The 17,873-nt window shown below is 71.9% G+C and carries 19 protein-coding genes; 9 read left to right on the plus strand and 10 right to left on the minus strand.

Features of this window, described 5'->3' with window-relative positions:
* The first annotated feature begins 50 nt into the window (after window positions 1–50).
* Window positions 51–497 (plus strand): DUF2550 domain-containing protein, encoded by a 447-nt coding sequence (locus ACIGAQ_RS23670; RefSeq protein WP_311679363.1) that lies wholly within the window; start codon window positions 51–53, stop codon window positions 495–497.
* 35 nt (window positions 498–532) lie between these two features.
* On the opposite strand, the gene ACIGAQ_RS23675 is transcribed toward ACIGAQ_RS23670, so the two are convergent.
* The 3 genes from ACIGAQ_RS23675 to ACIGAQ_RS23685 form a co-directional block, all read right to left on the minus strand.
* The gene (locus ACIGAQ_RS23675; protein ID WP_399785740.1) at window positions 533–2,359 is read right to left on the minus strand and encodes a glycosyl hydrolase family 18 protein; all 1,827 of its coding nucleotides are present in this window, start codon (window positions 2,357–2,359) and stop codon (window positions 533–535) included.
* Window positions 2,360–2,491: 132 nt separating this feature from the next.
* On the minus strand, window positions 2,492–3,133 hold the full coding sequence (locus tag ACIGAQ_RS23680) for a response regulator transcription factor (RefSeq protein ID WP_311679361.1): 642 nt from the start codon (window positions 3,131–3,133) through the stop codon (window positions 2,492–2,494).
* Window positions 3,130–4,335, minus strand: coding sequence for a sensor histidine kinase (locus ACIGAQ_RS23685; protein ID WP_399785744.1), 1,206 nt, complete (start codon window positions 4,333–4,335; stop codon window positions 3,130–3,132). Before ACIGAQ_RS23685 ends, ACIGAQ_RS23680 begins: the two co-directional genes overlap by 4 nt.
* Window positions 4,336–4,487: 152 nt before the next feature.
* On the opposite strand from ACIGAQ_RS23685, the gene ACIGAQ_RS23690 reads away from it, so the two are divergent.
* On the plus strand, window positions 4,488–5,069 hold the full coding sequence (locus ACIGAQ_RS23690; protein WP_362278631.1) for a hypothetical protein: 582 nt from the start codon (window positions 4,488–4,490) through the stop codon (window positions 5,067–5,069).
* The gene (locus ACIGAQ_RS23695) at window positions 5,066–5,254 is read left to right on the plus strand and encodes a DUF5708 family protein (protein ID WP_399785747.1); all 189 of its coding nucleotides are present in this window, start codon (window positions 5,066–5,068) and stop codon (window positions 5,252–5,254) included. Before ACIGAQ_RS23690 ends, ACIGAQ_RS23695 begins: the two co-directional genes overlap by 4 nt.
* A gap of 108 nt (window positions 5,255–5,362) precedes the next feature.
* Here ACIGAQ_RS23695 and ACIGAQ_RS23700 read toward each other — a convergent pair whose 3' ends face one another.
* The 3 genes from ACIGAQ_RS23700 to ACIGAQ_RS23710 are packed head-to-tail and all read right to left on the minus strand — an operon-like array spanning window position 5,363 to window position 7,490.
* Window positions 5,363–5,935, minus strand: coding sequence for a cob(I)yrinic acid a,c-diamide adenosyltransferase (locus ACIGAQ_RS23700; protein WP_399785750.1), 573 nt, complete (start codon window positions 5,933–5,935; stop codon window positions 5,363–5,365).
* Window positions 5,936–5,948: 13 nt separating this feature from the next.
* A complete protein-coding gene (locus tag ACIGAQ_RS23705) occupies window positions 5,949–6,698 on the minus strand; it encodes an ABC transporter permease (protein WP_311679356.1) in 750 nt (249 codons plus the stop codon).
* Window positions 6,699–6,707: 9 nt separating this feature from the next.
* Window positions 6,708–7,490, minus strand: coding sequence for an ATP-binding cassette domain-containing protein (locus ACIGAQ_RS23710; protein WP_362278633.1), 783 nt, complete (start codon window positions 7,488–7,490; stop codon window positions 6,708–6,710).
* Window positions 7,491–7,571: 81 nt separating this feature from the next.
* Here ACIGAQ_RS23710 and ACIGAQ_RS23715 point away from each other — a divergent pair, with 81 nt between their 5' ends.
* The 4 genes from ACIGAQ_RS23715 (at window position 7,572) to ACIGAQ_RS23730 (ending at window position 12,436) form a co-directional block, all read left to right on the plus strand.
* Window positions 7,572–8,213, plus strand: coding sequence for a TetR/AcrR family transcriptional regulator (locus tag ACIGAQ_RS23715; RefSeq protein ID WP_399785753.1), 642 nt, complete (start codon window positions 7,572–7,574; stop codon window positions 8,211–8,213).
* 126 nt (window positions 8,214–8,339) lie between these two features.
* Entirely contained in the window at window positions 8,340–9,188 is an 849-nt protein-coding gene (locus tag ACIGAQ_RS23720) for a 3-hydroxyacyl-CoA dehydrogenase family protein (RefSeq protein WP_311679353.1), read from the plus strand.
* Window positions 9,189–9,338: 150 nt separating this feature from the next.
* On the plus strand, window positions 9,339–9,662 hold the full coding sequence (locus ACIGAQ_RS23725) for an STAS domain-containing protein (RefSeq protein ID WP_003993003.1): 324 nt from the start codon (window positions 9,339–9,341) through the stop codon (window positions 9,660–9,662).
* 266 nt (window positions 9,663–9,928) lie between these two features.
* Complete coding sequence (locus tag ACIGAQ_RS23730) at window positions 9,929–12,436, plus strand: ATP-binding protein (RefSeq protein WP_399785758.1); 2,508 nt, start codon at window positions 9,929–9,931, stop codon at window positions 12,434–12,436.
* A gap of 64 nt (window positions 12,437–12,500) precedes the next feature.
* On the opposite strand, the gene nucS is transcribed toward ACIGAQ_RS23730, so the two are convergent.
* A complete protein-coding gene (gene nucS / locus ACIGAQ_RS23735; RefSeq protein WP_311679351.1) occupies window positions 12,501–13,172 on the minus strand; it encodes an endonuclease NucS in 672 nt (223 codons plus the stop codon).
* 252 nt (window positions 13,173–13,424) lie between these two features.
* On the opposite strand from nucS, the gene ACIGAQ_RS23740 reads away from it, so the two are divergent.
* Window positions 13,425–13,817, plus strand: coding sequence for an SCO5389 family protein (locus ACIGAQ_RS23740; protein WP_311679350.1), 393 nt, complete (start codon window positions 13,425–13,427; stop codon window positions 13,815–13,817).
* A gap of 84 nt (window positions 13,818–13,901) precedes the next feature.
* On the opposite strand, the gene ACIGAQ_RS23745 is transcribed toward ACIGAQ_RS23740, so the two are convergent.
* The gene (locus ACIGAQ_RS23745; protein ID WP_399785762.1) at window positions 13,902–14,930 is read right to left on the minus strand and encodes an LLM class flavin-dependent oxidoreductase; all 1,029 of its coding nucleotides are present in this window, start codon (window positions 14,928–14,930) and stop codon (window positions 13,902–13,904) included.
* Between the two features lie 276 nt (window positions 14,931–15,206).
* Between ACIGAQ_RS23745 and ACIGAQ_RS23750 the strand changes: the two genes are divergently transcribed.
* On the plus strand, window positions 15,207–15,536 hold the full coding sequence (locus ACIGAQ_RS23750; RefSeq protein WP_094055897.1) for an ATP/GTP-binding protein: 330 nt from the start codon (window positions 15,207–15,209) through the stop codon (window positions 15,534–15,536).
* 6 nt (window positions 15,537–15,542) lie between these two features.
* Here the strand turns inward: ACIGAQ_RS23750 and ACIGAQ_RS23755 are convergent, their stop codons facing one another.
* Entirely contained in the window at window positions 15,543–16,415 is an 873-nt protein-coding gene (locus ACIGAQ_RS23755) for an ABC transporter permease (RefSeq protein WP_399785765.1), read from the minus strand.
* Window positions 16,412–17,809, minus strand: a complete 1,398-nt coding sequence (locus tag ACIGAQ_RS23760; protein ID WP_399785768.1) for an ABC transporter ATP-binding protein — start codon at window positions 17,807–17,809, stop codon at window positions 16,412–16,414. Before ACIGAQ_RS23760 ends, ACIGAQ_RS23755 begins: the two co-directional genes overlap by 4 nt.
* Between the last annotated feature and the right edge of the window lie 64 nt (window positions 17,810–17,873).

Raw genomic sequence — 17,873 nt, forward strand, 5'->3', positions numbered from 1 at the left:
GTGGGTGTTTTTTACGTTCCGTTACCTAGGAGACGAGGAGGTCGGTGTCGATGGTCCTCGCTCTGACTGTGTGCGGAATCGTGGTGGCCCTCGTGGTGGTGGGCCTGTTCGTCTTCGGGCTGCGCCGCCGGCTCATCCAGCGTTCGGGCGGCACGTTCGACGCCAGCCTGCGCTGGGACGTCTCCGAGCAGAGTGACGCCAACGGCAAGGGCTGGGCGTACGGGGTGGCCCGGTACAACGGCGACCGCGTCGAGTGGTTCCGTGTCTTCTCGTACTCGCCGCGCCCGCGCCGCGTGCTGGAGCGGTCCGCGATCGAGGTGGCCGGCCGCCGGGTCCCGGAGGGCGAGGAGGAGCTGGCGCTCCTCTCCGACCATGTGATCCTGGCCTGTCTGCACCGGGGCACGCGCCTGGAACTCGCGATGAGCGAAGACGCGCTGACCGGTTTCCTCGCGTGGCTTGAGGCAGCCCCGCCCGGTCAGCGCGTCAATGTGGCCTGAGGTCTAAGACCCTTCGAACTTCTCTGTGATCAGGCCTACTTCAGGCCGCTGTCGATCGCGGTCGCGAGTTCTCCGTTCGCGGTGTCACCGCTGAACTCCCAGAAGAACGCGCCGCCCAGGCCCTGGTTCTTGGCCCAGGTCATCTTGCCCGCGATGGTCGCCGGGGTGTCGTAGGACCACCAGTTGCTGCCGCAGTGGGCGTACGCCGTGCCGGCGATGGTGCCGGTGGCCGGGCAGGAGTTCTTGAGGATCTTGTAGTCCTCGATGCCCGCCTCGTACGTGCCCGGGGCCGCGCCGGTCGCCGAGCCGCCCGGGGCGGACTGGGTGACGCCCGTCCAGCCGCGGCCGTAGAAGCCGATGCCGAGGAGCAGCTTCTTGGCCGGGACGCCCTTGGCCTTGAGCTTGGCGATGGCGTCGGCCGAGTTGAAGCCGTCCTGCGGGATGCCCGGGTACGAGGTGAGCGGGGAGTGCGGGGCGGTCGGGCCGTCCTTGTCGAAGGCGCCGAAGTAGTCGTAGGTCATCACGTTGTACCAGTCGAGGTACTGGGCGGCGCCGCCGTAGTCGGCAGCGTCGATCTTGCCGCCGGCGGAGCCGTCGGCGGTGATGGCCGCGGTGACCAGGTAGTTCGGGCCGAACTCGTTGCGCAGGGCCTGGGAGAGGTTCTTGAAGGCCGCCGGACCGGACGTGTCGCAGGTCAGGCCGCAGGCGTTCGGGTACTCCCAGTCGATGTCGATGCCGTCGAAGACGTCGGCCCAGCGCGGGTCCTCCACGACGGCCTTGCAGGACTTGGCGAACGCGGCCGCGTTCTGCGCCGCCTGGCCGAAGCCGCCGGAGTAGGTCCAGCCACCGAAGGAGTACAGCACCTTGATGTGCGGGTACTTGGCCTTCAGCTGGCGCAGCTGGTTGAAGTTGCCGCGCAGCGGCTGGTCCCAGGTGTCGGCCGTGCCGCTGACGGACTGGTCGGCGGTGTAGGCCTTGTCGTAGGCGGCGTAGGTGTCGTCGACGGTGCACTGACCGTTCTTGACGTTGCCGAACGCGTAGTTGATGTGGGTGATCTTCGACGCGGTGCCCGACGTCACCAGGTTCTTGACGTGGTAGTTGCGGCCGTAGACGCCCCACTCGGTGAAGTAGCCGAGCTTGACCTTGTCGCCGGTGGGCGGGGGCTCGGTGGTGCCGCCGGTGGTGCGGACGCGGATGGAGCCGCTGACCGGGCCGGTCTGGTCGGCGGTGTCACGCGCCTGCACGGAGTAGGAGTAGTCCGTGCCCTTGGTCAGGCCGGTGTCCGTGTACGAGGTCGTCGTCACGGTGGCGACCTTGGCGCCGTCGCGCAGGACGTCGTAGTTCTTGACGCCCTTGTCGTCGGTGGCGGCGGACCAGGTCAGCTTCACCGAGGTGTCGGTGATGCCGGAGGCGGTCGGGGTGCCGGGGGCGCTCGGGGCGCTGTCGCCGGGCTCGGTGGTGCCGCCGTCGCAGCTGCCGCCGTTGAGCTTGCAGTTGGCGGGGGAGCCGGAGCCGGAGCCGTTGAAGCCGAAGGTGACGGAGGCCCCGGGGGCGAGGGTGCCGTTCCAGGACTTGTTCTTCGCGGTCCAGTGGGTGCCGGAGGAGGTGACGTCGGCGTCCCAGGCGGAGGTGACGGAGGTACCGGAGGGGAAGTCCCACTCGACGGTCCAGGAGCTGATGCTGGTGGTGCCGGTGTTCTTCACCGTCCACTTGCCCTCGAAGCCGGAGCCCCAGTCCTGGGTCTTGGCGTAGGTGGCGGTGGCGGACGTCGCCGCCTGGGCCGGGCTCGCCAGGCCGACGAGGCCGGCGAAGGGGAGCAACAGGGTCGCGAACCCTGCCGCGGCTCTGTGTCTGAAGCGCATGCTGCGCCTCCTTGATGGAGTTGTGGGGGGCGTGACTGAGCCTCACGCCACACATGGTGCGGTGAGAATAGAAAGGTCTGGACCACCGGTCAATAGGTCTGGACCACCGTGACCCGGTGTGACCCGGGCGGGTCAGATCCCCAACTCCTGCGCGAGCACCGCCGCTTGCACCCGGCTGCGCAGCTCCAGCTTGGCCAGCAAGCGGCTGACGTGCGTCTTCACCGTCGCCTCCGCCATGTCGAGGCGTTCCGCGATGCCCGCGTTGGACAGGCCCTCGCCCAGGCAGGACAGCACCTCGCGCTCACGGCGCGTCAGCCGCTGAAGCACCGCCGGGTCGGCCGCGGGCTCCCGGGACGGCTTCGCGGCGAACTCCGCGATCAGCCGCCGGGTGACCGCCGGGGCGATCAGTCCCTCGCCGCGCGCCACCGTCCGCACCGCCTCCAGCAGGTCCCGTGCCTCGGTGTTCTTCAGCAGGAACCCGGACGCGCCCGCGCGCAGCGCCCCGAAGACGTACTCGTCGAGGTCGAAGGTGGTCAGCACCAGCACGTCCGCGAGCCGTTCCGCGACGACCTGTCGGGTGGCCGACACCCCGTCCAGACGCGGCATCTGAATGTCCATCAGCACCAGGTCGGGCCGCAGCTCGCGGGCGAGCGCCACCGCCTGCTCGCCGTCCGCCGCCTCGCCGACCACCTCGATGTCGGACGCGCTGCGCAGGATGAGGACCAGGCCCGCGCGGACGGCCGACTGGTCCTCGGCGACCAGGACGCGGATCATGCGGTGTCTCCTTCGGGGGTGTCACTGACGGGCAGGGTGGCGCGCACGGCCCAGATCTTGCCGTCCGGCGAGTCCTCGGGACCGGCCTCGAAGGTGCCGTCCAGCAGCGCGGCGCGCTCGCGCATGCCGACCAGGCCGGCGCCCGAGCCGGGGGCCGTGGGCCCGTCGCGGTCACCGTAGGGGCTGGTCACCGCCACGGTCAGGACGCCGTCGCGGCGGGCGAGGCAGACGGCGACCCGGCCGGCGCCGGCGTGCTTGAGGGCGTTGGTGAGCGACTCCTGGACGATGCGGTAGGCGGCCAGCTCCACCGGCGCCGGCACCGCGCCCCGGGCCGCGTCCAGGGCCGCGTCGAGGGTGACGTCGAGGCCGTTGGTGCGCGCGTTGTCCACCAGGGCGCCTAGGCCGTCGAGGGTGGGGGCGGCGACCGGTTCGGTGTCGCCGCTGGAGTCGCGCAGGATCCCGATGAGCCGCCGCATCTCCGCGAGCCCCTCCACGCTGTTCTCGCGGATGACGACCAGCGCCTCCTGCGAGGTCCTGGGGTCCTGGAGGGAGAGGGCGGCCGTGGAGTGGATGGCGATCGCGGAGAGGTGGTTGGCGACCATGTCGTGCAGTTCGCGGGCCATCCGGGCCCGCTCGGCGGTGACGGCCTGCGTGCGGTCCATCTCGGCCAGCAGCGCGGTCTGCTCCGCGCGCAGCCGGGCCGCCTCGGCGGCGTCGCGATGGTTGCGGACGATCAGGCCGGTGGCGGCGGGCCCGAAGGTGACCAGGCCGGTGATCACGCCGATGAGCAGCGCCTCCGGCTCGCGCCAGACGGCGAACGGCACCACGGCCCCGGCCACCGTGAGCAGCCCAGTGATCCGCGGGATGCGGTGGGCCGAGGCGGGCGGCCCGTACAGGACGGCCGCGTACATCAGGTCCGTGTACATCAGGATCGTGACCAGACTGCCCTGGGTGAGCAGATCCAGCACCAGTGCGGGCGTGCCGATCAGCAGGGCGACGCGGGGCGCGCTGCGGCGCAGCAGCTCGCAGCCCGCCATCACGACGAGCGGCAGCAGCAGGGGCCAGCGCCCGGGCAGCAGCACGTACGGCTCGGTGTGCGGACGGGTGGCCAGGCCGACGGCCCACAGCAGCAGCCCGCCGAGCAGTCCGCCCAGCGCGACGTGCACGTCGAAGCGGCGGGGGCGGGGGAGTCGTACGGCCATGGCACCATCCAACACGGCCGTCGCGCCCCGCGCCTGATTCCCGCGAAGGGTCCTGGACTGCATCTTTCGATGTACCGAGGGTTCGTCAGTCGCGACGACGATTCCGGCCGCGCAGCCCGGGAGCCTGGAAGGGTGACCGAGAGGAGCGAACCGTGATCGTCGCCTTGATCGCCGCCTGTGAGATCGGCTTCTGGGTGCTGCTGGCGGCCGGACTGGCCTTCCGCTACGTGCTGCGCATGCCGCGCACCGGGCTGGCGCTGTTGCTGTGCGAGCCGCTGCTGGAGGTCGTCCTGCTGGTCGCCACCGCGCTGGACCTGAAGAACGGCGCGGAACCCAACTGGACGCACGGGCTGGCCGCGCTGTACATCGGCTACACCGTCGGCCACGGGCACCGCACCGTGAAGTGGCTCGACGGGCACGCGGCCCACCGCTTCGGCGGTGCCCCGCCGCCCCGGAAGCCGCCGCAGTACGGCATGGCCCGGGCGCGTCACGAGGGCAAGGTCTGGATGGGCACGGTGCTGGGCGCCGCCGTCGCGACCGCGCTCCTGCAGCTCGCCATCTGGTACGTGGACGACCCGAGCCGCGTGACCTCCCTGGAGAGCTGGCGCTATGTGGCCTGGCGTGCGGCCGGGATCCACGGACTGGTCGCGCTGAGTTATCTGATCTGGCCGCGGAAGGCCCCCGCGGGTGCGCCGGAGGCGGTCACCGACCCGAAGGAGAGGCTCCCCCGATGAGCAAGGCCAAGCAGTACGCGACAGAAGGTGTCGTCACGTTCCTGATCGGCCTGGTGCTGTGGCGGTTCACCGGCGACGTGGACGTCCCCGTCGTCACCCTGACCAAGGTGGGCGTCGTGATGATGGTCGTCGGCGGGGTCCTCTCCGCCAACGGCCTCCGGCACGCCGCGCGGGGCGGAACCTAGCGCTCCCCGCCCGTACCCACAGTCCCCGGTGTCCTTGTCCGCCGTCCTCGCCAGGATGCTGTGTCTCCCGGGGGCGACCCCCGGGCCCCCGGCAGGAGGCCGGGGGTGTCAGCGTTCGCCGCCCGGTACCCACAGCACGTCCCCGGTGTCCTTGTTCGCCGTCCTCGCCAGGATGAACAGGAGGTCGGAGAGGCGGTTGAGGTAGGTCGCCGTCAGGGGGTTCATCGTGTCGGCGTGGGTCTCCAGGGCCGCCCAGGTCGAGCGTTCCGCGCGGCGGACCACCGTGCACGCCTGGTGCAGCAGGGCCGCGCCCGCCGTACCGCCCGGGAGGATGAAGGAGCGGAGCTTGTCCAGCCGCTCGTTGAAGCGGTCGCAGTCCGCCTCCAGCCGGTCGATGTAGAACTGCTCGACCCGCAGCGGCGGGAACTCCGGGTTCTCCACCACCGGCGTCGACAGGTCCGCACCCACGTCGAACAGGTCGTTCTGCACGCGGGTGAGGACCGTGACGACCTCCTCGTCCAGACCGCCCAGCGCGATCGCCGTGCCGATCACGGCGTTCGCCTCGTTGGCGTCGGCGTACGCCGAGATCCGCAGGTCCGTTTTGGCGACCCGGCTCATGTCGCCGAGGGCGGTCGTGCCCTGGTCACCGGTCCTGGTGTAGATGCGCGTCAGATTGACCATGCGGCCAGCGTAGTTACGCTCCGGCGGATCGGAACACGCGTGTGCCCACCGTCACGGACAGCGCGGCCAGACCGAGGGCCACCAGCACGCCGTACAGCATGTCGGCCGTGGCGTAACTGCCGACGTAGGCGTCCCGTACCGCGTCCACCAGATAGCGGAACGGCATGAGGTGCGACAGGACGTCCAGCCACGCCGGGCCCAGGGACATCGGCAGCATCAGGCCGGACAGCAGCATCGACGGCATCGTGAGCGCGTTGACCGTCGGGCCGAACCCCTGCGGGGTGCTCAGCTTCATCGCCAGCGCGTACGACAGCGCGGACAGCGACACGGTGAGCAGCGCGACGAAGCCGAAGCCGATCAGCACCCCGGCCAGCGGCGCCCGCAGGCCCATCGCGACCGCCGCCAGCACCAGCAGCACCGCCTGGAAGACGAAGACCGTGGCCTCCCGCAGCACCCGCCCGAGCAGCAGGGCCAGCCGGCTGACCGGGGTGACCCGCATCCGTTCGACCACCCCCTGCCCCTTCTCCAGGATGATCGTGAAGCCGGCGAAGGACGCCCCGAACAGACCCAGTTGGAGCAACAGCCCGGGGACGAGCACCTGCCAGGAGCTGCCCCGCTCGCCGAGCGGCAGATCGGTCAGCAGCGGGCCGAAGAACAGCAGGTACAGCAGCGGCATCAGCACGCCGAACAGCAGCGCGAAGCGCGAGCGCAGGGACTGGCGGAGATAGCGGCCGTAGACGAGGGCCGTGTCGTGGAGCAGCATCGGGACCTCCTAGACGGTCACGGGAGCGGCGTCGGCCGGCGTGGCGCTGCGGCCGGTGACGGCGAGGAACGTGTCCTGGAGCGAGGCGTCGAGCGAGCCGCCGTACCGCAGCTTCAGCGCGCTCGGGGTGCCCTCGGCGACCACCACGCCTCCGTCGACGATCACCAGCCGGTCGGAGAGGGCGTCGGCCTCGTCGAGGTAGTGGGTGGTCAGGAAGACGGTCGTGCCGTGCTCGTCGCGCAGCCGCCGCACCAGGTCCCACAGGTCGGCGCGGCTGCCCGGGTCGAGCCCGGTCGTCGGCTCGTCCAGGAAGAGCACCTTCGGCCGGTGGGTGAGCGCCATCGCGATGTCCAGCCGCCGCCGCTGCCCGCCGGAGAGCGCGCCGCACTTGCGGTCGAGCAGCCCGGCCAGACCCAGCTCGCCGGCCAGTTCCTCGGCGCGCTCGGCGGCCTGCGCCCGGGTCAGCCGGTACAGCCGCCCCTGCGTGACCAACTCCTCACGCACGCTGATCTGCGGGTCGACCCCGCCGGACTGGGCGACGTAACCGCAGGCCCGCCGTACTCCGGCCGGGTCGGTCGCCAGGTCGTGGCCCGCGACGGTGGCGGCGCCGCCGGTCGGCTCCAGCAGGGTCGTCAGCATCCGCAGGGTCGTGGTCTTGCCGGCGCCGTTCGGGCCGAGGAAGCCGAGGATCTCGCCCGCGCGGACGGTCAGGTCGATGCCGCGCACGGCCTCGACGGGGCCGTGCTTGGTCCGGAAGGTACGGGCCAGGCCGGCCGTACTGATGATTGGCATGCCGCCCAGAAAAACAGAGTCCCTCAAATTTTGCAATGCCCCCAAAATTTGGCATCCCCCAGGGAACGCTAGGATTCGGACATGGCTGAGGGGCTCAGGGAACGGAAGAAGCGCGAGACCAGGCAGCGCATCTCCGACATCGCCACCGGGCTGTTCCTGGAACACGGGTTCGTGACCGTGACCATGGCCGAGGTGGCGGAGGCGGCCGACGTCTCCGTGAACACCGTCTACAACTACTTCCCGGCCAAGGAGGACCTCTTCTTCGACCGCTCCGAGGGAGTCGTCGACCGGCTCTCCCGCTGGGTGCGCGCCCGGGACGCGGGGGAGTCGGCGACCCGGGCGGTGCTGCGCGAGCTGCGTGCCGAGCTCGAGGCCGTCTCCCCCCGGATGGGTCTCATCGAGGGCTACGACCGCTTCATGCGCTGCATCGACGAGGCGCCGCCGCTGCGCTCCCGGCTGTGGCGCATCCAGCAGGAGGTCCAGGAGAACCTGGAGGCGATCCTCCGCGAGGAGACCCGCGCCGGTGCCGGCGACCCGCTGCCGGGGCTGATCGCGGGTCAGATCTGCTGGGTCCACGGCACCCTCTTCGTCGCCGTCGGCCGCGAGATGGCCCAAGGGCGCAAACCGGGCGAAGTGTCCCGGGAGATGCTCCGGCTCCTCGACGACATCGAGGGCCTGTTGAGCGAGCAGGTACTCAACTACGCCGTCCGTGGCGAGGAATGACCCCTGCCGGTGTGATGTCCGTCATGTGAGACGTGACGCGCATTACTTACTGGTCACACGGGCCCTCACGAGCGCTAGTGTCCGCCGGAGAGGCAGACATAAGCAGCGCGTCAGGGGAGTCGCACAGTGGCACGGAAGCTCGCCGTCATCGGAGCCGGCCTCATGGGATCCGGCATCGCCCAGGTCTCCGCACAGGCGGGCTGGGACGTCGTCCTGCGCGACGTCACCGACGAGGCGCTGAAGCGGGGCACCGACGGCATCAAGGCGTCGTACGACAAGTTCGTCGCCAAGGGCAAGCTGGAGGCGCACGACGCCGACGCCGCCCTCGCCCGCATCACCGCGACCACCGACCTGGACGCCGCGGCCGACGCGGACGTGGTCGTGGAGGCCGTGTTCGAGAAGCTCGAGGTCAAGCACGAGATCTTCCGCGCGCTCGACAAGATCGTGAAGGACGAGGCGATCCTCGCCTCCAACACCTCCGCCATCCCGATCACCAAGATCGCGGCCGCGACGGAGCGCCCTGAGCGGGTCGTCGGCACGCACTTCTTCTCGCCGGTGCCCATGATGCAGCTGTGCGAACTCGTCCGCGGCTACAAGACCAGCGACGAAACCCTCGCCACGGCCCGGGAGTTCGCCGAGTCGGTCGGCAAGACCTGCATCGTCGTCAACCGCGACGTGGCCGGCTTCGTGACGACCCGTCTCATCTGCGCCCTGGTCGTCGAGGCGGCCAAGCTGCACGAGTCGGGCGTGGCGAGCGCCGAGGACATCGACCTCGCCTGCAAGCTCGGCTTCGGCCACGCCATGGGCCCGCTCGCGACGGCGGACCTGACGGGCGTCGACATCCTGCTGCACGCCACGAGCAACATCTACACCGAGTCCCAGGACGAGAAGTTCGCGGCTCCCGAGTCGATGCGCCGGATGGTTGACGCCGGTGACATCGGACGCAAGAGCGGGCAGGGCTTCTACAAGCACTGAAACCGCACATGCCCCGGGGGCATCACACCCCCGGGTGAATTCGGTCTCGGTTCGCTTACAAGAAGCAACCTCTGACTCCTCCACACAGTCAGAGGTTGCATCACCCAAAACCAGAACGCGGAGCACGATTCGCACGCACGGGGAGCGCATATGCACATCAGGGGCGACCACGCCGAGCTGGTCGTCGGGGGCCGCCTCGACGTCCGGAGCGCGGCGGACGCCCGTACGGTCCTGCACTCGGCCGTCGACGACGGCGTCGGCGATCTCGTGCTCGACCTGTCCGAACTGGACTCCTGGGACGCCACCGGCCTGGGTGTGATCATGGGCGCCCACCGGCGGGCCGGCCGCTGCGGCCGGCGCCTGGTGCTGCGCGGTGTACCGCCGCAGATGCAGCGCCTGCTCGTGGCCACACGCCTGCACCGGATCCTGGCGATCGAGGGAGGCATCGGGGTGGAGACACTGCCCCGCGTGTGACCCCGCGTACGGGTGTGAACCGGGCTACCGGGGAGACCCGGACGGACGTCGTCGAACCGTACGACGCGCACTATCCTCACGAGACCGTGACGTTACGGACGGCGCGGTACCCCGGACTGTCGTAGATACTGTGCGAAGGTTTAGGGTTCGGCTGCCCGCTGCCTTGAAACCCTTCAAGCGGGCCCGGACCAGAAGCGACAGCGCGGTGTGCAGCAAGGCCGGGAGGGGCTTTCACAGCACACACCCGCTTTTGGGGGGCTTGACCTATGGACCCGAACACCCGGGGACCCGAGGAGTACGGCCACGAAGGCGACGGCCAGGGGCCGCGCCAGCGCCCGCCCCGGGAATCCCTCACACCCGACTTCGGACAGCACGCACCCGCGCTCGCCCGCACGGTGCAGCTCGTCTCCGGCGACTTCCTGCTGACGGTCAACCCCGTCGACGGCAGCGAGATAGAAGCCTGCCCGCCCGCGGAACGGCCCGCCCGGCCCGTGAAGCTCACCACGGCCGAGCGCGCCGAGGCCCAGCGCACGGCCCGGCCGCCCGTCCCGCCCGGACCGGCGCAGCCCGCCCTGCCCCTGCTGGCCCGCCAGGACGAACGCGAGCAACTGGTGCGCCTGCTCGCCCGCGGCCGCTCCGTCCGCCTCACCGGCCCGGGCGGCTCCGGCCGCACCCGGCTGCTCGACCTCGTCGCCGAGGACTGCGCGGACCTCGCCCCCGACGGGGTGGTCCGCCTCAACGGCTTCGGCCGCACCTCGGGCGACCTGCTCCACGACCTGTTCTACGCGGTGTACAACGCCCCCCTGCACCGCCCGGACCGGGACGAACTGCTCACCCATCTCCGGGAGATCGGCGCCGTCGTCGTCCTCGACGACCTGCAGTTCGGCGGCGCCGCCCTCGACGAGCTGCTGGACGCCACCCCCGAGTGCGCCTTCCTGCTGAGCGCCACCCCGGACGTGCCCGCCCCGTCCGCCGACAGCGCCGTGGAGGAGGTCCTCCTCGGCGGTCTGGAGCGCGCGGACGGACTCGACCTGCTGGAGCACGCCGTCGGCCGGCCCCTCACCGAGGAGGAGTCCAACTGGGCGGGCGACCTCTGGTTCGAGTCCGAAGGGCTGCCGCTGCGCTTCGTCCAGGCCGGTGCCCTGCTGCGGCAGCGCGACCGGCTGCGGGCCGGCGCCGGGGCCGTCGACGAGTTCGGCGTCTTCGCGGACGCCCCTCCGGCCGACGCCGCCGAGACCTACGACCTGGGCGACGAGGTACCGCTGCCCTCGCTGGCCGAGGCCGCCGCGCCCGCTCCGCTGCTCGCCTCGCGGTTGAGCGCCTCCGCGCGGGCCACGCTGCGGTTCGCCGTCGCCCTCGACGGCGAGATCCCGCACCAGGCGCATCTGCCGGCCCTGGTCGGCGACACCCACGCGGACGCCGCGCTCGGCGAACTGGCCGCCTGCGGCCTGGTCTCCGCGGTCGGCTCCCGCTACCGGCTCGCCGCGGGCGTCCCCGCCCAGCTGGAGGCCGCCGGATACGCCGACGAGGCCGAGGCCGGCGCCCGCAGCGCCGCCCAGCACTACTCCTGGTGGGCCGGGCACCCCTCGGTCACCCCCGAGCGCGTCTGCGCCGAGGCCGACGCGGTCCTCGCCGCCCTCGCCGTGCTCGGACCGCTCACCACTCCGCCCGCCGAGGGCGAGGAGAGCGCGGCCGTGCACCTGGCCCGCACCGCCGCGCCGGCCTTCGCCGCCGGACTGCACTGGAGCGCCTGGGAGCGGACCCTGCGCGCCGGTGCCGAGGCCGCCCGGCTCGCCGGGGACGTCGCCGAACAGGCCTACTTCCACCACGAGCTCGGCATCCTCGCCCTGTGCGGGGGCTCGCTGGACCGGGCCCGCAGCGAACTGGAAACCTCCATCGGCCTGCGCGGCGCCCTCTCCGACAAGCGCGGCACGGTCGCGGGCCGGCGCGCCCTCGCCCTGGTCGCCGACCGCTCGGGCACGCCGATCGGGCTCGGGCCGACCGCGGCCGAGGAGGTGCCCGACGCCCGGTACGAGGAGTCCGCGTCCCCGGCCGGCGGCGTCCCGGCGGCCTTCCCGACGCTCCAGCCCCCCACGACCCCGGCCCTGGTCACCCACCGCAGCGCGCCCGCGCCCTCGCGCAAGGCCCGGGGCGGGCTCAAGGGGCTGGCCCGGCGCAATCTCGTGGCCGCCGGCGCGGGCGCCCTGCTCGTCGCCGTGCTCGGCACGGTGGTGACGCTCGGCGCCACCTCCGACAACGAGCCGAACACCCCGTCCGACCAGGTCGGCGTCAACCCCTCGGCCAGCCAGGGCCTGGGCGACGGCAGCCTGGGCGCGGACCCGGCGGCCAACGAGGGTGACGGCGGCCCCGGCGCGGCGACCGGCCGGCCGACCGACCCGGGCCCGGACGGCACGCCGGGCACCTCGGACGACCCGACCCCGACCGGCTCCCCGAGCGGCTCGGCGGACCCGAGCGGCTCCGCGTCGTCGTCGAAGCCGCCGTCCTCCCCGAAGCCCTCGTCGTCGTCGAAGCCGCCCACGACGTCCAAGCCGCCCACGACGTCCAAGCCCCCGACGACGTCCAAGCCGCCCACGTCGGAGCCGCCGACCTCCGAGCCGCCCACCTCGGAGCCGCCGACCACCGACCCGCCGTCCTCGCCGTCCACGTCGGACTCGGCGAGCGGCCCCGCCTCCAGCGCCCCCGCCAGCACCTCGGCGAGCGCACCGGAGAGCAGCGGTTCGGGGGCGCCGAGCAGCTCCCCGTCGGTGATCTGACACCCCGTACGGCGAAGGGGCCGGGTCCGCTCGGGCGGACCCGGCCCCTTCCGCACGCCCAGGGTCAGAACAGGCGCAGCTTGTCGTCCTCGATGCCGCGCAGGGCGTCGTAGTCGAGGACCTGGCAGCCGATGCCCCGGTCGGTCGCGAGGACGCGGGCCTGGGGCTTGATCTCCTGGGCCGCGAAGATGCCGCGGACCGGGGCGAGATGAGGATCGCGGTTCAGCAGCTCCAGGTAGCGCGTCAGCTGCTCCACGCCGTCGATCTCGCCGCGCCGCTTGATCTCCACCGCGACGGTCCTGCCGTCGGCGTCCCGGCACAGGATGTCGACCGGGCCGATGGCCGTCGGGTACTCGCGGCGGATGAGCGTGTAGCCCTCGCCGAGTGTCTCGATGCGGTCGGCGAGCAGTTCCTGCAGGTGCGCTTCCACGCCGTCCTTGATCAGGCCGGGATCGACGCCCAGTTCGTGCGAGGAGTCGTGGAGGACTTCCTCCATCGTGATGATGAGCTTCTCGCCCGCCTTGTTGATGACGGTCCAGACGCCCTCATCCTCGCCGCTGCCCTCCTTCAGCGTGCAGGGCGGCGACATCCAGTTCAGGGGCTTGTAGGCCCGGTCGTCGGCGTGGATCGAGACGCTGCCGTCCGCCTTCACCAGGATCAGGCGCGGGGCCGAGGGAAGGTGGGCGGTGAGCCGCCCGGCGTAGTCCACGGAGCAGCGGGCAATGACGAGACGCATGGTCGGCAACGCTACTCGACGGGCGCCGGTCCACGCGATTCGCCCTGGAAAACACGTGTTCGGTAATGGCCGATTGTGTGCATGGTGTGCTCAGTGGGAGTGTCTCATCTGCGCATTTTCCTGGTGCCGCCCCCAGCCGTTGCTTACCGTATGAACGGGAGGTCGCGGTGCGTGTACGCAGCGTGTCCGGTATCGCGCTCTCCCTCATCTGTCAGGCAACCCCTGCTCCTTGGGGGTGCGAGAGGAGAACTCATGTCGCTCGACGTCTCACCGGCCCTACTCGAACAGGCCGAGCGAGGCGAGGTCGACGAAGCGGAATTCGTCGACTGCGTCCGGACCTCCCTGCCCTATGCGTGGGAGATGATCAGCTCCCTGGTGGCCCAGCTGAAGGTGGACGGCGGTGCGTTCGCCGACAACCAGACGCCTCCGCCGGACGAGCAGGCACGCGGTCAGTTGCTGCGTGCACTTGCGAGTGACGCGATACGCGGCGCGCTGCAACGGCACTTCGGTGTGCGCCTGGCCTTCCAGAACTGCCACCGGGTGGCCGTGTTCCCGCTTGACTCCTCGGTCGACGAGACGCTGACCCGCTTCACCTCGGTCCGCAGTCAGGTGCTGAACCAGTCGCCCGAGTTCCGGGACTGCTGACGCGGCGCCGCTTGCTTGCCGCTCCGTACGCGGGAGGTGCAGTTCTGTACCGGAGCGGCAAGCCCCCAGGAAGTCACGGCGCGCTCAAACGAGTTGGGGCAGCACCTCGGCGCCCAGCCGCCGTACGTTCTCCTCGGTCGCCGCCAGGTCCCCGGAGCCCTCGACGAGCAGGGCGAAGCGGGAGATGCCGGTCCGCTCGCTCGTCGCCGCCAGCCGGTCGGCGCACAGCCGCGGCGTACCCACCGGGTGCAGCCCGCAGAGCAGTTCCGTGTACGCCAGCGGGTCGCGCATCCGGCGTGTGCGTCCGTCGACCGTGACATGGGCCTCCAGGCCCTGCTTCAGCCAGCCCGGCATCGCCTTCATCAGCGTCTCCGCCGCGTCGGCCCTCCGGTCCGCGATCTGGCAGACACCGGCCGACACATGGGACGCGCGGTGGATCTCCTCCGCCGGTCGCCCGGACGCCCGGGCGTGCTGCCGCCACAGGGAGACCATCTCCGCCTTCTCCTCGTCGCCCACGTGCATCCCGAGGAGCATCGACAGCCCGCGCTCGGCCGCCAGCCGCACGCTCGCCGGGGACGTGCAGGCGACGACGAGCTCGGGTCCCGCGGCCTCCGTGAGCGCCTCCGACGGCCGCGGCACCACCGGGACTTCGCGGAATGTGAAACGCTCCCCGTCGGCCGCCACGGACGGCTCGCGCAGCCACCGCCGCAGGACGTCCAGGGACTCCGGGAAACCCTTCTCGTAGGCCTCCAGGCCCGCGCCGAACACCTCCAGGTCGACCCACGGGCCGCCGCGGCCCACGCCGAGCGTGAAGCGGCCGCCGCTCGTGTGGTGCAGCAGCGCCGCCTGTTCCCCGAGAGCCACGGGATGGACGGTGGGCAGCACGCTGACCGCCGTGCCGACCCGGATGCGGCGGGTGCGGCCGAGCAGTAAGGCGGCCAGGGTGATGGCGGACGGACACGTGCCGTACGGCACGAAGTGGTGCTCGGCCAGCCAGACCGTGTCGAGCCCGGACTCCTCGGCCACCTCGGCCGAGCGGACCGCGCGGTGCAGCGCCTCTCCCTCGCCCTGACCGGGGAACTGGGCCGCCAACACGAAACTTCCAACGCGCATTGCTTTCCTGCTTCCTTGGCTCCGACACGGAGCTCCCCCACAGGGCATAACCGTCTGACACGTGCCGAGGACACGGCCGGCCGGGGTAATTTGCGGATTGTCTGCAGAATGGGGCGCTCCGCGAGGGGCCAGGGGGGAGACCCCGCGGGCGGCCCCCGGGGGAGAGCCCGCCTCGCCCGGGAGGGACTTGTGACGATTGGTGCCGTACGCGTACCCCTCCGGGCGCCGCGTAGGCTGGACACGGCCCGCTTCCTGTATAGCCCCGAGAGGTGTCCCGTGTCCCCGCGTCGCAACCGACCCAAGGGCGCCGGATCGTCCGGCCGGACCTCCGAGGACGACCGCGGCCGCTACGGCGGCTGGCAGTCCTCGGAGCACTGGCAGGGTGAGAACTGGAGCGTGCGGCACGTGGCCGGCGCCAGCGCGCAGGGCAAGTCCTACCGCTGCCCCGGGTGCGACCAGATGATCCCCGACGGGGTGCCGCACGTGGTGGCCTGGGCCGAGCACGCGGGCGTCGACGACAGACGGCACTGGCACAAGGCCTGCTGGAACGCGCGGGACCGCCGCACCCCGGGGGTGCAGCGGTCCCGTAACGCGCCGAGGTTCTGACCGGGCTCAGACGTCCCGCTTCTCCAGCAGAGCGAAGGCGGCGGCGAAGGCGACGGCCGTGGCGCCCAGCATGATCCACAGCGGGTCCCAGCCGGACGGGCCGGACTCGCTGAGCGAGGTGGAGTAGAACACGCTGAGCTGGCTCGGGATCGAGTACTCGAACAGCGCGTCCCGGACGCCCTGCAGCGACTCCGAGAACATGAACAGCGCGATCACCAGCGGGGCCAGGACCGTGCCGATCATGATCGTGATGGCACCCGCCGAATGCCGGATGATCGAGCCCATGGCGAGCGAGAACAGGCCCAGCAGCGCGACGTAGGCGGCGATGCCGACCGTGCCCTTCAGCCACTCCCCGCCGGAGGGGGACTTGGCGCCGTTGCCCTCCAGCATCGCGACGTGCATGAAGGCGACGAGGGACGCGGACACCAGCGTCACCACGAACGCGACCAGGAAGAACACCACGCCCTTGGCCGCCAGCACCCGGCCGCGGCTCGGGCAGGCGACCATCGTGGTGCGGATCATGCCGGTGCCGTACTCCGACGCCGTGGTCAGCACGCCCAGCGTGATGATGCACATGCTGCCCAGCAGCAGCCCGAAGAAGCCCAGGCCCAGCGGGCTCTCGCCGTCGAGCGCCGGGTCGGAGTTGGCCACCACCACGCCGGTCAGGGCGCCGATGCCGATCACGAGCAGGACGAACACGCCGAGCGTCCACATCGTGGAACGTACCGACTTGATCTTCGTCCACTCGGAGGCGATGGCGTTGCCGAGGTGCGTGCGCACGACCGGGATCGGCGAGGTGTAGCCGGCCGGGAACGAGGTGCTGGGCGCCGCCTGCCAGGCGGGCGCGGCCTGCGGCATCTGGGACTGGGGGCTGCTCATCGGGCGTCCTCGGGCTTGGTCAGGTCGGCGGTCGGGGCGGCGGCGGGCGCGGACGGCGCGGCGGCGGGCCGCGCGGGTGCGGCGGGCGCCTGCGGGGCGCCGGCACCGGCCGCGGGCGCGGACGGAGCGCCTCCCGCCGGTGTCTGCTCCGCCGGAGCCTGCGGCGCGGGCTGCGGGGAGGCCTGCGGGGGCCGGGGCGCGGGCGCCTGGCCCTGCGGGGCGCCCTGGGGGACCGGGGGCGCCTGCGGCGCGGGCTGCGCGTACGGGTTGGGGGCGCCCGCCCCGGGAGCGCCCTGGACGGCGCCGTACGGCCCTGCCGGGGCCTGCCCCGGGGCGCCCTGCGGCGGCATCGAGAACGGCTGCCCGCCCTGCTGGGGCGGCGGCGGGGCGTACCAGCCCGGCTGGCCCTGGCCCGGTACCGGCATCGGCGGCTGCGCGCCGGGCGGCAGCGGCTGCTGGAGGCCTTCCTTCTGGTCGATGGTCGAGCGGTAGTCGACCGCGCCCTGCGTCATCCGCATGTACGCCTCCTCCAGCGAGGCCTGGTGCGGCGACAGCTCCCACAGCCGGACGTCGGCGTCGTGCGCGATGTCGCTGATGCGGGGCAGCGGCAGGCCCGTGACGCGCAGCGCGCCGTCCTGCTCGGGCAGCACGTGCCCGCCCGCCTCGGTGAGCGCCGACGACAGCTTCTCCCGCTGCTGCGGCTCGGTGTCGGGCGTCCGCACGCGCGCGAAGTCCGCGGAGTTCGCCGAGATGAAGTCGGTGACGCTCATGTCGGCGAGCAGCTGCCCGCGCCCGATGACGATGAGGTGGTCGGCCGTCAGGGCCATCTCGCTCATCAGGTGGGAGGAGACGAAGACCGTCCGGCCCTCCGCGGCGAGCGCCTTCATCAGGTTCCGCACCCAGAGGATGCCCTCGGGGTCCAGGCCGTTGACCGGCTCGTCGAACAGCAGTACCTGGGGGTCCCCGAGCAGCGCCGCGGCGATGCCGAGCCGCTGCCCCATGCCGAGCGAGAAGCCCTTGGACCGCCGCTTGGCCACGTCCTGCAGACCGACCACCCCGAGCACCTCGTCCACCCGCCGGGCCGGGATGCCCGACAGCTGGGCCAGGGAGAGCAGGTGGTTGCGGGCGGAGCGGCCGCCGTGCACGGCCTTGGCGTCCAGCAGGGCGCCGACCTGGCGGGCGGCGTTGGGCAGCTTGCGGTAGGGGTAGCCGCCGATCGTCACCTGCCCGGCCGTCGGGTTGTCGAGCCCGAGGATCATCCGCATCGTCGTCGACTTGCCCGAACCGTTCGGCCCGAGGAAGCCCGTGACGGCGCCGGGCCGCACCTGGAAGGAAAGGTTGTACACAGCGGTCTTGTCGCCGTAGCGCTTCGTCAGGCCGACTGCTTCGATCATGCTCCGCACCCATCGCAAGGTTCAGGACAGCGGGGCACACGCCCCCGTAAGGGTTAGGAGGATA

The sequence above is a fragment of the Streptomyces sp. NPDC085932 genome (genome assembly GCF_044540525.1).
In the GTDB taxonomy this organism is placed as follows: domain Bacteria; phylum Actinomycetota; class Actinomycetes; order Streptomycetales; family Streptomycetaceae; genus Streptomyces; species Streptomyces levis.